The sequence below is a fragment of the Pseudomonas sp. 11/12A genome, from assembly GCF_000800055.1.
Taxonomy (GTDB): Bacteria; Pseudomonadota; Gammaproteobacteria; order Pseudomonadales; family Pseudomonadaceae; genus Aquipseudomonas; species Aquipseudomonas mohnii.
This window is the reverse complement of sequence record NZ_JUGV01000001.1, coordinates 5,279,358-5,294,639: the sequence shown is the minus strand read 5'-3', so window position 1 is coordinate 5,294,639 and position 15,282 is coordinate 5,279,358. Positions and strand designations below refer to the sequence as shown.

Sequence of the window (15,282 nt, the reverse complement as noted above, 5' to 3'; positions counted from 1 at the left end):
AGTGTTCACACGGCCTGCTGATACTTGGCCCCGAATAACACACCCTATCTGCTAGGAGTAAGGCATGAAACTGAAGCGTTTGATGGCGGCAATGACTTTTGTCGCTGCTGGCGTTGCGACTGCCAACGCGGTTGCCGCTGTTGACCCTGCTATCCCGAGCTACACCAAGACCACTGGTGTGTCGGGCAACCTGTCCAGCGTCGGTTCCGATACCCTGGCCAACCTCATGACCCTGTGGGCTGAGAACTACAAAAAAGAATACCCGAACGTAAACATTCAGATTCAGGCCGCTGGCTCCGCCACCGCGCCACCTGCGCTGACTGAAGGCACCTCTAACCTGGGCCCGATGAGCCGCAAGATGAAGGACACCGAACTGGCTGCCTTCGAGCAGAAGTACGGCTACAAGCCAACCGCTATCCCGGTTGCCGTGGACGCCCTGGCGGTGTTCGTGCACAAGGACAACCCGATCCAGCACCTGACCATGGAACAAGTCGACGCGATCTTCTCGTCCACTCGTCTGTGCGGCGCCAAGACCGAAGTCAAAACCTGGGGTGACCTGGGCGTGACCGGCGACCTGGCCAACAAGCCGGTTCAACTGTTCGGTCGTAACTCGGTATCCGGCACCTACGGCTACTTCAAAGAAGAAGCCCTGTGCAAAGGCGACTACAAACCAAACGTCAACGAACAACCAGGTTCGGCTTCGGTCGTGCAGTCGATCAGCTCCTCGCTGAACGGCATCGGTTACTCGGGCATCGGTTACAAGACCGCCAGCGTGAAGACCGTGGCCCTGGCCAAGAAAGGCAGCACCGACTTCATTGAAGACAGCGAAGAAAACGCCCTGAACGGCAAATACCCGCTGTCCCGCTTCCTGTACGTATACGTCAACAAGGCCCCGAACAAGCCTCTGGCCCCGCTGGAAGCCGAGTTCGTGAAACTGGTTCTGTCGAAACAGGGTCAGGAAGTGGTCGTGAAAGACGGTTACATCCCACTGCCAGCCAAAGTTGCAGCCAAAGCCCTGGCTGACTTGGGGCTGTCGGAAGGCGGCGCTGAAGTCGCAAAAAAGTAACAAATTGAATCCGGTGTGAACTTCACCGGATTCACATGGGGGCGGCAGGAGCTGCCCTCATACACCTCTAATTCTCTATCCACTGCCAGCCACCGCTGGCGGCGGATTTGTTGCGTCACTGCATTGTCATCTTTCTGTCATACAGGATCGCTAGGGTGTGCGCATGAATGATCTGGCCAATTCCAACATGACTACAAATCCCCCCAAGCGAATTGATTTCAATACGCCTGAGCTGCAACGCAAGCGCCGCATTCGCGCGCTCAAAGATCGCCTGACCCGCTGGTACGTCCTCGTGGGTGGCCTGGCCGTGCTGGGTGCGATCACGTTGATCTTTTTCTTCCTTGCCTACGTCGTCGCGCCCCTGTTCCAGGGTGCCAGCCTGACCGCCAAGGACGCCATCACGCCTGCCTGGATGCAAGACGCCGGCAAGCCGCTGATGATCTCCCTGGAAGAGCAGAACCAAGTGGCCATGCGGGTTTCCGACAAAGGCCAGGCGCTGTTCTTCGATATCGACAGTGGCGCTGAACTCAAGCGCGTCGATTTGCCTGTTCCGGCCGGCGTCACCGTGACCTCCATCGGAGAAGACCAGCCAGGTCACCCGTTGGTGGCCGTGGGCCTGTCCAACGGTCAGGCGCTGGTGTTCCGTCACACCTATAAAGTCAGCTACCCGCAAGGCAAGAAAACCATTTCGCCAGCGGTCGAGTACCCGTACGGCGAAGCACCTATCGTGGTGAACGAGGCGGGTGGTGCGCTTGAGCACGTCAGCCTCAACGCCAACGATTCGACCCTGATGCTGGTCGGTGCCACCGGTTCGCAACTCAATGTGTTGTCGCTCACCAGCGAAGAAAACATGATGACCGGCGAAATCACCAACGAGCAGAAGCGTATCGATCTGCCGCAAATGACCGAACCGGTGAAAAACATCTTCGTCGATCCGCGTCAGCAGTGGCTGTACGTGGTCAACGGGCGTGCCCAGGCCGACGTATTCAGCCTGCGTGACAAGAGTCTCAACGGTCGCTACAAACTGCTGGAAGACGGTGAAGCCCAAGTCACGGCCAGCACTCAGTTGGTTGGCGGTATCTCGCTGATCATCGGCGACTCCAAAGGTGGCCTGGCTCAATGGTTCATGGCGCGCGATCAGGACGGTGAACAACGCCTCAAGCAGATCCGTACCTTCCAGATGGGCACCACGCCTATTGTTGAAATCACTGCCGAAGAACGCCGTAAGGGCTTTATCGCCCTCGACGCCTCCGGCAAGCTCGGCGTATTCCACAGTACGGCCCACCGCACCTTGCTGGTGGATCAAGTGGTCGAAGGCCAGGGCATTTTCGGCCTGTCGCCACGGGCCAACCGCGTGATCGTGGAAGCCGGCGGCAAGCTGCAACCGTTGCTGCTCGACAACCCGCACCCGGAAGTCTCTTGGAGCGCGCTGTGGAGCAAGGTCTGGTACGAGAACTACGACGAGCCTAAATACGTCTGGCAATCGACCGCCGCCAACACCGATTTCGAACCCAAGCTGAGCCTGTCGCCGCTGACCTTCGGTACCCTCAAGGCCGCGTTCTACGCGATGCTGCTGGCGGCTCCACTGGCCGTCGCCGCTGCGATCTACACCGCGTACTTCATGGCACCGGGCATGCGCCGCAAGGTCAAGCCGGTGATCGAACTGATGGAAGCGATGCCGACGGTGATCCTCGGTTTCTTCGCCGGTCTGTTCCTCGCCCCGTATGTGGAAGGGCACTTGCCGGGCATCTTCAGCCTGCTGATGCTCCTGCCGATCGGCATTCTGGTCGCCGGTTTCGTCTTCAGTCGCCTGCCTGAATCCATTCGCCTGAAAGTGCCCGATGGCTGGGAAAGCGCGATCCTGATCCCGGTGATCCTCTTCGTTGGCTGGCTCTCGCTGTACATGAGCCCGTTCATGGAGAACTGGTTCTTCGGCGGCGACATGCGCATGTGGATCTCCCACGACCTGGGCATCACCTACGACCAGCGCAACGCACTGGTGGTCGGCCTGGCCATGGGCTTTGCGGTCATCCCGAACATCTACTCCATCGCCGAAGACGCCGTGTTCAGCGTACCGCGTGGCCTCACCCTCGGCTCCCTGGCCCTCGGTGCCACGCCGTGGCAGACCATGACGCGCGTGGTGATCCTCACCGCCAGCCCGGGCATCTTCTCGGCGCTGATGATCGGCATGGGCCGTGCGGTCGGTGAAACCATGATCGTGTTGATGGCCACCGGTAACACCCCGGTCATGGAGATGAACCTGTTCGAAGGTCTGCGCACCCTGGCCGCCAACGTCGCGGTGGAAATGCCCGAATCGGAAGTCGGCGGCAGTCACTACCGCGTGCTGTTCCTCTCGGCGCTGGTGTTGCTGTTGTTCACCTTCGTCATGAACACCCTCGCGGAACTGATTCGTCAGCGTCTGCGCAAGAAATACTCGTCGCTTTAAGAAAGGTAGAAGTCTGTGAAACAGAACTCCCTGAATGGATGGTTCAAGAGCGGCGCCCCCGGCGTCTGGATCAGCGGTGGCGCGGTGTCCATCGCGGTCATCATGACCATTGGCCTGCTGGCGGTGATCGCCGTGCGCGGCCTGGGTCACTTCTGGCCGGCGGATCTGATCCACGCCAACTACGACGTGCCGGGCCAGGCTAATCACCTGGTCATTGGCGAAGTGGTACAGAAGGAAGAAGTGCCCCGCGCACGTCTGAAGTCCGCTGGTTTGCCGGTGCCGGATCAAGGCCCGGAATTCATGACCCGCGAGCTGATCAAGGTCGGCAACCGCGACCTGAACGGCAACGACTTCACCTGGACCGTCGGCGAGTGGCTGACCAACCAGACGACGCCGCCGGAGCTGATGGCCATCGAGCGTCGTGAGTGGGGTAACTTCTACGGCTACCTGGTCAACGTCAAACAGGATGGCAAGGTCATTGCTGAAGGCGAAGCCGCATGGCCTGAGTTGCAGGCCCGTGTCGATCGCGTCAACAAGCTGGCTGCGCAGCTCAAGAGCCTGGAAAAAACCGACATCGGCGCGATTAACGCCGGTCTCGAGCGCATCCGCCTGCACGGTCGCAAGCTGGAGCTGGAAGGCAAACTCGACCCTGCCGCGCAAGCGGACATGGAATCCGAGCGCGCTGAACTGAACGCTCGCTATCAAGAGATCGAAGCACGTTTGGCCGATCTGCACGCGCAGTTCAACCGCGACAGCCTCACGGCCCGCGATGCCAACGGCAAGGAAGTGGAAATTGGCATCGGCAAAGTGGTTCACGCCTATCAGCCGAACGCCATGAGCACCCTGACCAAGATCGGCTTCTACTTCAGCAAGGTCTGGGAATTCCTGAGCGACGACCCGCGTGAGGCGAACACCGAAGGCGGGATTTTCCCGGCGATCTTCGGCACCGTGATGATGACCCTGATCATGGCGATGATCGTCACCCCGTTCGGCGTGCTGGCGGCGGTGTACCTGCGTGAATACGCCAAGCAGAACACCCTGACCCGCGTGATCCGCATCGCGGTGAACAACCTGGCGGGCGTTCCGGCCATCGTGTACGGCGTGTTCGGTCTGGGCTTCTTCGTCTACGTGCTGGGTGGCTCGGTCGACCGGTTGTTCTTCCCGGAAGCCTTGCCGGCACCGACCTTCGGTACGCCGGGCCTGCTCTGGGCTTCGCTGACCCTGGCACTGCTGGCGGTGCCGGTGGTGATCGTGGCCACTGAAGAAGGCCTGGCGCGAATTCCTCGCACCGTTCGCGAAGGCTCGTTGGCCCTCGGCGCGACCAAGGCTGAAACCTTGTGGAAGATCGTGCTGCCGATGGCCAGCCCGGCGATGATGACCGGCATGATCCTCGCCGTGGCACGCGCCGCCGGTGAGGTGGCGCCGCTGATGCTGGTGGGTGTGGTGAAACTGGCGCCGTCGCTGCCGGTGGACGGCAACTACCCGTACCTGCACCTGGACCAGAAGATCATGCACTTGGGCTTCCATATCTATGACGTCGGCTTCCAGAGCCCGAACGTCGAGGCCGCGCGGCCGCTGGTATACGCCACGGCGCTGCTGCTGGTACTGGTGATCGCGACATTGAACCTGTCGGCCGTGTGGATCCGTAACCACCTGCGCGAAAAATACAAAGCGCTGGATAGCTGATAAATAAGCCACAAGCGGCAAGTTCCAAGCGGCAAGCTTTAGGCCGCAAGCCGCTTTTGCTCAAACTTGCAGCTTGCAGCTAGAAGCTTGCAGCTACGAACGGAGTGAGACCCCATGCAGCACGAAGCACATACTCACGGCATCAACATGTCGGCCCTGGGTCGCGACAAGCAGAGCCTGAATCTCGAGCAGGAAACCGTGGCCATCGAGGTACCGAGCCTGAGCCTGTTCTACGGTGAGAAACAAGCGCTGTACGATGTCAGCATGAACATCCCGAAACAGCGCGTGACCGCCTTCATCGGTCCGTCCGGCTGCGGCAAATCCACATTGCTGCGTACGTTTAACCGCATGAACGATCTGGTGGACGGCTGCCGCGTCGAAGGCGCGATCAACCTGTACGGCAACAACATCTATCGCAAGGGCGAAGACGTGGCCGAGCTGCGTCGTCGCGTCGGCATGGTGTTCCAGAAGCCCAACCCGTTCCCGAAAACCATCTATGAAAACGTGGTTTACGGCCTGCGGATCCAGGGCATCAACAAGAAGCGCATCCTTGACGAAGCGGTCGAGTGGGCGTTGAAAGGCGCGGCCCTGTGGGATGAAGTCAAAGACCGTCTGCATGAATCGGCACTGGGCCTGTCCGGTGGTCAGCAGCAACGTCTGGTCATCGCCCGCACCATCGCCGTGGAACCGGAAGTGCTGCTGCTCGACGAACCGTGCTCGGCACTCGACCCGATCTCGACGCTGAAAGTCGAAGAGCTGATCTACGAACTGAAATCCAAATTCACCATCGTCATCGTGACCCACAACATGCAACAGGCCGCTCGGGTATCCGACTACACGGCGTTCATGTACATGGGCAAACTGGTGGAATTCGGCGACACCGACACCCTGTTCACCAATCCGGCGAAGAAGCAGACCGAAGACTACATCACCGGTCGTTACGGCTAGCCCCTACAGCCGCAAGCGTCAAGCTGCAAGCGGCAAGAGAAGCGGTGCGATATCAGGACTTATACATAACTGCTTGAAGCTTGCAGCTTGAAGCTTGCAACTTTCGCGGAGCGAAACAGATGATTAGCAAAGAAGGCCTTACCCACCACATCTCCCAGCAGTTCAACGCCGAACTGGAGGAAGTGCGCAGCCACCTCCTGGCCATGGGCGGTCTGGTGGAAAAACAGGTCAACGACGCGGTCACCGCGCTGATCGAGGCCGATTCCGGCCTGGCCCAGCAGGTTCGCGAAATCGACGACCAGATCAATCAGATGGAACGCAACATCGACGAAGAATGCCTGCGCATTCTGGCCCGTCGTCAGCCGGCGGCGTCTGACCTGCGTCTGATCATCAGCATCTCCAAGTCGGTGATCGACCTGGAGCGCATCGGTGATGAAGCGACCAAGATCGCCCGTCGTGCCATCCAGTTGTGCGAAGAAGGCGAAGCGCCACGCGGCTACGTCGAAGTGCGCCACATCGGCGACCAGGTCCGTAACATGGTTCGTGACGCGTTGGACGCCTTTGCCCGTTTCGACGCCGATCTGGCGTTGTCCGTGGCGCAGTACGACAAAATCATCGACCGTGAATACAAGACCGCTCTGCGTGAGCTGGCGACCTACATGATGGAAGACCCGCGCTCTATCTCGCGCGTCTTGAGCATTATCTGGGTGCTGCGCTCGCTGGAGCGCATCGGCGACCACGCGCGCAATATTTCCGAGTTGGTGATTTACCTGGTGCGCGGCACTGACGTACGTCACCTTGGCCTCAAGCGCATGAAAGAAGAAGTTGAAGGAACCGCCGGCGAAACCGCTAATGTTCCGGGCAAACCTGACGATAAGTAAGATTGCCCAAGTAAAGCGCCCGGCCTGTTGGCCGGGCGTTTTTGTTTGCGGCTCTCGAATTCGAAAAGCAGCACCCGCGAACGAAAAGTCCCGGCGTGACTGAAGGTTTTGGCAATGTGCCATCAGCAAAGCGGTATGCTTGCCGGGGTTTTTTAAGGGGTTATGGATGAGTAAGGTCAGTGTGTTGGTCGTGGACGATGCCTCGTTTATTCGTGACCTGGTGAAGAAATGCCTGCGTAACTATTTCCCGGGCATGCGGATCGAAGACGCAATCAATGGCAAAAAGGCTCAGGCATTGCTGGCCCGGGAAGCGTTCGACCTGGTGCTGTGCGACTGGGAAATGCCGGAAATGTCCGGCCTGGAACTGCTGACTTGGTGTCGCGCGCAGGACAGCCTCAAAACCATGCCGTTTGTGATGGTGACCAGCCGTGGCGACAAGGAGAACGTCGTCCAGGCAATCCAGGCCGGGGTTTCTGGCTATGTCAGCAAGCCGTTCACCAACGAGCAATTGATCAATAAGGTCAGGCAGGCACTGCACAAGGTCGGCAAGCTCGACGCGTTGGTGAACGTTGCATCGACCAAAACGACTTCGGCGTTCGGTAACGACTCACTGAATGCATTGACTGGCGGCAAGGCCACCGTGGTCGCGCCATCGCCTTCTGCCCCGACTCCTGCTGCCGCGCCATCCCGTGGTTTGCTCAACAGTCCGCCGGTCAAGGCTCCCGCTCCGGCTGCCTCTGGGGCGGGTGGGCGTGGTCAGGGGCAATTGCGCCTGCCCAACGGTATCCAGCAATGCGTGATCAAGGCGCTGAGCCTCAAGGAAGCGCTGCTGGTGGTGAAACGCTCCGAAACACTGCCACAGGTACTGGACAGTGCCGTGCTCGACCTGGAGCAGGGCGACAACGCCGAGACTGCTCGTCTGAATGGCTATTTGCACGCCGTCGTCGCCCATGAGCCCAAGCCGGACAGCGACTGGTTGCAATTGACCTTCCGTTTCGTCGATCAGGACTCGCAGAAGCTCGATTACATTTCCCGCCTGATCGCCCGTGGCACCGCACAGAAGCACTTCGTTCCGGGCGCGTAAGTCAGGCGTCGCCTGTCAGCCAGCCATCGCGGGCGAGCCCGCTCCCACAGGTACAGTGCAGAACCTGTGGGGGCGAACTTGCCCGCGATGACGCTAAAGCAATCACCACACATCTGCTAAACCATCCACTTTGAAACATCTGCCGACAACACAGGTCAATTCCGACTGCTAGGCTCATTCCAGGCCTCACACGACAGAATCCTGCCCATGCTCGCGCGCCTGCTGTTTTTATGTGGTCTGTTCATGGCCGCCACCCCGGCGATGGCCGTGACTATCTACAAGTCCACCGACGCCAATGGCGTGGTCTCCTACAGTGACCGCCCCACGAAAGGCTCCAAGGTGTTCACCTTCCGCGATCGCATGGAAGAGCACCTTGAGCGTCAGGTGTACCTGGTGATCATGAAGAAGGAAGGCGTGGACAGCGTATACGTGCGAAACGACCTCTATGCGCCGGTGGAAATCGAATTGAGTTTCGATGGCTTGAAGAACGTCAGTGGCGCGCCGAGCCGGCCGATTCGTCGGGTGATGCCGTCACGCAGCAGCATTCGCCTGGCGATGCTCACGGCCACAGAGGCCACAAGGCCGATCGCCTATATCCCCAGGTTCGAATACTCCCTGGGCGACCCCGCAGGCGCCTCCATGGCCTATCGATACCCGTTGCCCTGGCGTGGCGGGCCGTTTCGGGTGAGTCAGGGTGCCGAGGGCCAATACAGCCACTTTGGGCCGAAGAACCGTTACGCCATCGACATCGCCATGCCCGAAGGCACACCGATCATTGCCGCACGTGGCGGGGTCGTGGTGAAGATCGAAAACGGACAGACTGGACGCGGCACCAATCCATCGGGCAATTTCGTGCGGGTGTTGCACGATGACGGGACCATGGGCGTGTACCTGCACCTGAAAAAAGGCTCGGTCAGCGTTCGGGAGGGGCAAAGGGTCATGGTGGGCACCGCGCTTGCGCTGTCGGGCAATACCGGCAACAGCAGCGGGCCGCACCTGCATTTCGTGGTGCAGCGCAATACCGGGATGGGCCTGGTGTCGATTCCGTATCAGTTCAACCAACCGGTGAGCTCATTGCCCAACTTTGCGTTGGGCAAGCAATAACGAAGGCTTGCGAAAACTAATTGTGGCGAGCAAGCAAGCTCCCTCGCCACAAGCGCCGGGTGCAGCACTCAATCCAGCATCAAGACCTTGGCCAGAATGATCTTCGGCCCTTTCATCTTCTTGATGATGATGCGCAGGCCTTCGACTTCCAGCACTTCTTCCTCTTCCGGTACGCGTTTCAGGGTTTCGTAGACCAGCCCTGCGAGGGTTTCGGCTTCAACGTGGTCCAGGTCGATGCCCAGCAGCCGTTCGACCTTGAACAGCGGCGTATCGCCCCGTACCAGCAGTTTGCCCGGCTGGTAGGCGAGGATCCCGCGTTCGGCCTTGCGGTGTTCGTCCTGAATGTCGCCCACCAGCACTTCCAGCACGTCTTCCATGGTCAGGTAGCCGATGATGTTGCCGTCGGCCTCTTCAACCACGGCGAAGTGCGAGCCGCCCTTGCGGAACTGTTCGAGTAGTTGCGACAGCGGCATGTGCCTGGACACGCGCTCCAGCGGACGGGTCAGTTCGGCCAGGTTGAACGACTCGGGAATATGATCCAGTGCCGCCAGTTCAAGCAGCAGGTCCTTGATGTGCAGCAAGCCGACGAACTCCTGGCGCTCGCTGTCGTACACCGGATAACGGCTGAACTTGTGACGACGGAACATCGCCAGGATTTCCTTGAGGGGGGCGTTGAACTCCAGTGTCACCAGGTCTTCGCGGGAGTTGGCCCAGTCGACCACCTCCAGTTCGCCCATTTCCACCGCCGAAGCCAATACGCGCATGCCTTGGTCGCTCGGGTCCTGGCCACGGCTGGAGTGCAGGATCAGTTTCAATTCTTCGCGGCTGTAGTGATGCTCGTGATGCGGGCCGGGCTCGCCCTGGCCGGCGATGCGCAGGATCGCGTTGGCGCTGGCGTTGAGCAAGTAGATCGCCGGGTACATGGCCCAGTAGAACAGGTACAGCGGCACGGCGGTCCACAGCGACAGCAGCTCGGGCTTGCGGATGGCCCAGGATTTCGGGGCCAGCTCGCCGACCACGATGTGCAGGTACGAGATGACAAAAAACGCAGCGAAGAACGAAACGCCTTTGATCACTTCGGCCGACTGCACGCCGACGGCGTCGAGCAGCGGTTCGAGGATGTGCGCGAACGCCGGTTCGCCGACCCAGCCGAGGCCCAGGGAGGCGAGGGTGATGCCCAATTGGCACGCCGACAGGTAGGCATCGAGCTGGCTGTGCACGGTCCGCAGGATCTGCCCGCGCCAGCCGTGTTGTTCAGCGATGGCTTCGACCCGGGTCGAGCGCAATTTGACCATGGCAAATTCCGCCGCAACGAAAAAACCGTTGAGCAACACCAGGATCAGAGCAAAAAGAATCATGCCGAAGTCGGCGAATAGTGTGGCGAGGGTCAAACCAGGGGAAGGGTCCATGATGGAGTTTTGCGGGTTCCGTGTATTCGAAAGGAAAGAAAAAGTGGGCCTGAAAGGCAGGCACAAGTCAGCCAATGTAGCGGCTGACTCAGCGATTGCCTAGTACTGCCATCAGTCCGTTGGACTAATGACTCTGGATTTGCTGACTTGGGCGGGGGCGAAATGGCAGGTAAAAGTGCTCCCGTGCCCCGGCACGCTGCTGATTTCCATCCGTGCGCGGTGCCGCAACAGCACGTGTTTGACGATCGCCAGCCCCAGGCCGGTGCCACCGGTATTGGAGTTGCGACTGGAGTCGACGCGATAGAAGCGTTCGGTCAGGCGCGGCAGGTGTTTGCTGTCGATGCCGATCCCGGAATCCTGCACGCTCAGGTGCGCGCCTTGTTCATCGCCCCACCAGCGAATGCGGATGTTGCCTTCGGCCGGGGTGTACTTGACCGCGTTGAACACCAGGTTGGAAAAAGCGCTGCGCAGTTCGGCTTCGCTGCCCTTGAGCAGAATCGTCGGGTCGGCTTCCAGGGTGATGTGCTGGTTTTTCTGGCCGGAGAGCTGCTGAGCGTCACTCTTGATCGACTGCAACAGGCCATCGATGGCCACTGGCTGGTTATCCGATGGGTAATCGGTCGCTTCGAGCTTGGCCAGCAGCAGCAAGTCATTGAGCAGCGTCTGCATGCGCCCGCCTTGTTGCTGCATTTGCTGCAAGGCGCGACTCCAGCGCGGGTTCACGTCCTCGACGTTGTCGAGCAGGGTTTCCAGGTAGCCGCATATCACCGTCAGGGGTGTGCGTAATTCATGGGAAACGTTGGCGATGAAGTCTTTGCGCATCTGTTCGAGCTGATGGATGCGTGTGACGTCGCGTACCAGCATCAGGTGCTCGTTGTTGCCGTAGCGGGTGATGTACAGCTGAATACGCATCCGGTCGTTGGTCGGCGAAGGGATTTCCAGCGGCTCGGCGTAGCTGTCCTGCTCGAAGTATTCCTTGAAGCGCGGGTGGCGCACCAGGTTGGTCACCGGCTGACCGCTGTCCTGTGGCGTCTTGAGGCCCAGCAAGGTTTCGGCGGCGCGGTTCCACCATTCCAGGTTGCCGTCGCTGTCGAGCATGACCACCGCATCTTTCAATGCGGCGGTGGATTCCTGAACCCGGTCGATCACCGCTTGCAACCGCCCGCGCACTCGCTGATCGCGACGCTGCAGGTGATAGATGCTGTCGAACACTTCGCCCCACAGGCCATAGCCATCGGGCGGGGCTTCATCGGGTTGGTGCAGGCGCAGCCACTCGTGCAGGCGCAGCAGTTGCTTGAGGGTCCAGGCCAGGTAAAGGCCCAGGCCCGCGGCGAGGCTCCAGCCGTAGTAGCCGCTGATCAAACCGATCACCAGGCAGGCGGTGACCAGTAGCAGCATGTGGCGAATCAGGGTTCCATGCCAGTTTTGGTTCAAGGGGGCGTCCTAGCGCAGCTTCAAGTTTCTAGCCGCAAGCTGCAAGTTATAGCGGGCTGTGCTTCTGCTTGCCGCTTAAAGCTTGGCGCTTGCAACTGCTTTTATGCCTTTGTAGAGAACCGGTAGCCGGTTCCGCGCACGGTTTGTACCAGGTTTTCGTAGGCGTCGCCGAGGGCTTTGCGCAGGCGGCGGATGTGCACATCGACGGTGCGCTCTTCGACATAGACATTGCCGCCCCAGACCTGATCCAGCAACTGGCCGCGCGTGTAGGCGCGTTCCTGGTGGGTCATGAAGAATTGCAGCAGGCGGTATTCGGTCGGCCCCATTTCGGCCGGCTTGCCGTCGATGGTCACGCGGTGGCCGATCGGGTCCAACAGCAGGCCACCGACTTCAATCGGCGCTTCGCCATCGGTAGGGCCGGCGCGGCGCAGCACGGCTTTGAGGCGTGCGACCAACTCACGGGGGGAAAAAGGTTTGGTGATGTAATCGTCGGCACCGACTTCCAGGCCCTGGATCTTGTTGTCCTCTTCGCCCTTGGCGGTGAGCATGATGATCGGGATATCACCGGTCAGTTCATCGCGCTTGAGGCGGCGGGCCAATTCGATGCCGGAGGTGCCGGGCAGCATCCAGTCGAGCAGGATCAAGTCCGGTTTGCGGTCGACGATAATGGCGTGGGCCTGCTGGGAGTTCTCGGCCTCCAGGCAGTCATAGCCGGCCATTTCCAACGCAACGGCGATCATTTCGCGAATAGGCGCTTCGTCGTCGACGATCAGAATGCTCCTGCCAACCATGCCTTAATCCTCTTGTCATTTAACTGTCTTGCGCCGCATTAGATAACGGAATTATTGCAGTCGTGTGACAGTATTTTAGTCGCCCGGCGATCGTCGTGAACCTGAACTAAGCTCTAAGTCCGAATCCTGACAACCGCAAGAGGAAGGTTTCCATGAATTACATCGCTCAATCCTGGAAGGCGTTACTGGTAACGGCCGTGCTAACGCTGCCGACCCTGGCGCTCGCCGCTGAACCGGTGATGATGAAAGACGGCATGATGGTCGACCATAAAGGCATGACCGTATACACGTTCGATAAGGACTCAGGCGGCAAGTCGATGTGTAATGGTGACTGCGCGAAGAACTGGCCACCCATGATGGCTCCGGCCGGGGCCAAGGCCGAAGGCAAATTTACGCCCATCAAGCGCGATGACGGCATGATGCAGTGGGCGTATGACGGTAAACCGCTGTACACCTTTGTAAAGGACGAAAAGCCTGGAGAAATGAAGGGTGACGGCATGAAAGACGTCTGGCACGTCGTTCACCAGTCGCAGAAGTAACCAACGTGATCCGCCCCCGCATGAATACTCTGCGGGGGCGATATCAATCCTGTCTCAGCGCAACCCGTAATCCAGCACGATCCCGACGAAAATCGCCAGCCCGGCCCAGTGATTGTGCAAAAACGCCTTGAAACAGCGCATCCGGTCCTTGTCGCGGGTGTACCAGAACTCCCAGGCGAAGCAGGCTGCCGCCACCGCCAACCCGAGGTGGAACCAGCCACCGAGCTCGAATTTCGAACCCGCCAGCAACAGACAACCCAGCGCCAATCCTTGCAGGGTCAGGATGATCACCCGGTCCGCTTCGCCAAACAGTATCGCCGTGGACTTCACGCCGATCTTCAGATCGTCGTCGCGGTCGGTCATTGCGTAATAGGTGTCGTAGCCCACTGTCCACATCAGGTTGGCGATGTAGAGCAGCCACGCCGCTGCCGGCAAATCACCGGTTTCGGCGGTGAATGCCATTGGCATGCCCCAGGAAAACGCCGCGCCCAACACCACCTGCGGGTAATAGGTGTAGCGCTTCATGAACGGGTAAGTGAAGGCCAGCGCCAGGCCGCCAAGTGACAGCCAGATCGTGGTCGCATTGGTGCACAGCACCAGCAGGAAACTCACCCCCATCAGCAGCGCAAAGAACACCAACGCTTCCTTGGAGCTGATCTTGCCGCTCGCCAGTGGGCGCTGTGCGGTGCGTTTCACATGGCCATCGACTTTGCGGTCGGCCCAATCGTTGATCACGCAGCCACCGGCGCGAGTCAACACCACGCCAAGGACGAAAATCACGATGTTGGCCAGCGACGGCGAGCCCTTGCCGGCAATCCACAGCGCCCACAGCGTTGGCCACAGCAACAGATAGATGCCGATCGGCTTGTCCATGCGCGTCAGCTGAATGAAATCCCAGGCCCGTGGGTTCAAGCGGTTCAGGGACTTGAGCAGGCTCTGGTACATCAGCAATTCTCCGGATGGGCGCGGACGGCGTTCCACAGGGTCGGCAGGAAAATCTCGGCCACCAGCACGCTCAAGGTGCCACGGTCGAACCGTGAGCGGCGGCCCCATAGCTCAGGCGACCGGACCTCGTTGGGCAGCCACGCTTGAGGATAGTGGCAAACCTCGATGGCCCGGCGCTGGAAGGCGTGATCGCAAAACAGCAATTCGCCCAAGGAGCGGCTGCCCAATTCGTCCATGTGCAAGCCGTCGCCCTGCAATGCACTGCGCGAGGCCACGCTGCGGGCAAACACCCACGCCTCGCCGTGACCGCGCAGGTACACCTCGCGAACCCAGCCCTCACTGCCGTCGGCCAGATCCAGCGCGGCGCATTCGTCGGCGCGCAGGGTCTGCCAGCCTTCGAACAGCGGCGTAACGCTGAAGCCGTCATTCGACAAGCGGGTCAGGCGGCGGGTCAGCGAACCTTCGTCGAATAGCCAGTCGAGGGTAGACGTATCGGGGAGGGGCGTCAGTTGGCTTTGAGGAAGCCAGAGCGGGGCCGGGCAAGCGGATTTTGAGTGCGGCACAGTGAGTCATTATTGGCAGCAAAGGAGGCGGCGAGCTTAACATGTCGGCTCATGAATTTGAGTGATCTGGCCGCCCGTTGCGCCGAACAGGCTTGCATCTGCGCGGCCCCATCAGTACAAAACGCCCTGAGCCGGACGGCAGCGCTGCAACCATCGACCGTTCGCGCCGGTAAAAGCCTGAATCCTGAGGAAGTACCTGAATGAAAAAGTGGCAATGTGTGGTCTGCGGCCTGATCTACAACGAAGCCGACGGCTGGCCGGATGACGGCATCGCGCCGGGCACCTTGTGGCAGGACGTGCCCGAAGACTGGCTGTGCCCGGATTGCGGCGTCGGCAAAATGGATTTCGAAATGATCGAAATCAACTAAGACACCTGGAAGGAGTAA

At 59.9% G+C, this 15,282-nt stretch carries 14 protein-coding genes; 9 read left to right on the top strand and 5 right to left on the bottom strand.

All coding sequences use genetic code 11. The features are described from left to right. The first annotated feature begins 64 nt into the window (after positions 1-64). The 7 genes from GQ39_RS24425 to GQ39_RS24395 all read left to right on the top strand — a co-directional run bounded on the left by GQ39_RS24425 (position 65) and on the right by GQ39_RS24395 (position 9,215). Positions 65-1,066, top strand: a complete 1,002-nt coding sequence (locus GQ39_RS24425; RefSeq protein WP_047535203.1) for a phosphate ABC transporter substrate-binding protein PstS — start codon at positions 65-67, stop codon at positions 1,064-1,066. A gap of 163 nt (positions 1,067-1,229) precedes the next feature. Continuing rightward, positions 1,230-3,512, top strand: a complete 2,283-nt coding sequence (locus tag GQ39_RS24420; RefSeq protein WP_047535201.1) for an ABC transporter permease subunit — start codon at positions 1,230-1,232, stop codon at positions 3,510-3,512. A 15-nt stretch (positions 3,513-3,527) separates the two neighbouring features. After that, on the top strand, positions 3,528-5,198 hold the full coding sequence (pstA, locus tag GQ39_RS24415; protein ID WP_047535198.1) for a phosphate ABC transporter permease PstA: 1,671 nt from the start codon (positions 3,528-3,530) through the stop codon (positions 5,196-5,198). A gap of 114 nt (positions 5,199-5,312) precedes the next feature. Continuing rightward, positions 5,313-6,146 (top strand): phosphate ABC transporter ATP-binding protein PstB, encoded by an 834-nt coding sequence (gene pstB / locus GQ39_RS24410; protein ID WP_047535196.1) that lies wholly within the window; start codon positions 5,313-5,315, stop codon positions 6,144-6,146. Positions 6,147-6,265: 119 nt separating this feature from the next. Further along, complete coding sequence (phoU, locus tag GQ39_RS24405; RefSeq protein ID WP_047535192.1) at positions 6,266-7,027, top strand: phosphate signaling complex protein PhoU; 762 nt, start codon at positions 6,266-6,268, stop codon at positions 7,025-7,027. A 166-nt stretch (positions 7,028-7,193) separates the two neighbouring features. Next, positions 7,194-8,111 carry a response regulator gene (locus GQ39_RS24400; RefSeq protein WP_047535189.1) on the top strand — a complete coding sequence of 306 codons (918 nt, stop codon included), beginning with the start codon at positions 7,194-7,196 and terminating at the stop codon, positions 8,109-8,111. Between the two features lie 207 nt (positions 8,112-8,318). Further along, positions 8,319-9,215: a peptidoglycan DD-metalloendopeptidase family protein gene (locus GQ39_RS24395; protein ID WP_047535186.1), complete on the top strand. Its 897-nt coding sequence runs from the start codon at positions 8,319-8,321 to the stop codon at positions 9,213-9,215. Positions 9,216-9,283: 68 nt separating this feature from the next. On the opposite strand, the gene GQ39_RS24390 is transcribed toward GQ39_RS24395, so the two are convergent. The 3 genes from GQ39_RS24390 to phoB all read right to left on the bottom strand — a co-directional run bounded on the left by GQ39_RS24390 (position 9,284) and on the right by phoB (position 12,849). Next, on the bottom strand, positions 9,284-10,624 hold the full coding sequence (locus tag GQ39_RS24390) for a hemolysin family protein (protein WP_047535182.1): 1,341 nt from the start codon (positions 10,622-10,624) through the stop codon (positions 9,284-9,286). Between the two features lie 111 nt (positions 10,625-10,735). Next, positions 10,736-12,022, bottom strand: coding sequence for a phosphate regulon sensor histidine kinase PhoR (gene phoR, locus GQ39_RS24385; RefSeq protein WP_236693159.1), 1,287 nt, complete (start codon positions 12,020-12,022; stop codon positions 10,736-10,738). Positions 12,023-12,159: 137 nt separating this feature from the next. Then, the gene (gene phoB, locus GQ39_RS24380; RefSeq protein ID WP_034149326.1) at positions 12,160-12,849 is read right to left on the bottom strand and encodes a phosphate regulon transcriptional regulator PhoB; all 690 of its coding nucleotides are present in this window, start codon (positions 12,847-12,849) and stop codon (positions 12,160-12,162) included. A 152-nt stretch (positions 12,850-13,001) separates the two neighbouring features. Between phoB and GQ39_RS24375 the strand changes: the two genes are divergently transcribed. Further along, complete coding sequence (locus GQ39_RS24375) at positions 13,002-13,388, top strand: COG4315 family predicted lipoprotein (RefSeq protein WP_047535175.1); 387 nt, start codon at positions 13,002-13,004, stop codon at positions 13,386-13,388. A 54-nt stretch (positions 13,389-13,442) separates the two neighbouring features. Here the strand turns inward: GQ39_RS24375 and ubiA are convergent, their stop codons facing one another. Then, the gene (ubiA, locus tag GQ39_RS24370; RefSeq protein WP_047535172.1) at positions 13,443-14,333 is read right to left on the bottom strand and encodes a 4-hydroxybenzoate octaprenyltransferase; all 891 of its coding nucleotides are present in this window, start codon (positions 14,331-14,333) and stop codon (positions 13,443-13,445) included. Continuing rightward, the gene (locus GQ39_RS24365; RefSeq protein WP_047535170.1) at positions 14,333-14,896 is read right to left on the bottom strand and encodes a chorismate--pyruvate lyase family protein; all 564 of its coding nucleotides are present in this window, start codon (positions 14,894-14,896) and stop codon (positions 14,333-14,335) included. The genes ubiA and GQ39_RS24365 overlap by 1 nt, the downstream gene beginning before the upstream one ends. A 200-nt stretch (positions 14,897-15,096) precedes the next feature. Between GQ39_RS24365 and GQ39_RS24360 the strand changes: the two genes are divergently transcribed. Next, positions 15,097-15,264, top strand: a complete 168-nt coding sequence (locus GQ39_RS24360; protein ID WP_007954349.1) for a rubredoxin — start codon at positions 15,097-15,099, stop codon at positions 15,262-15,264. Positions 15,265-15,282 lie beyond the last annotated feature (18 nt).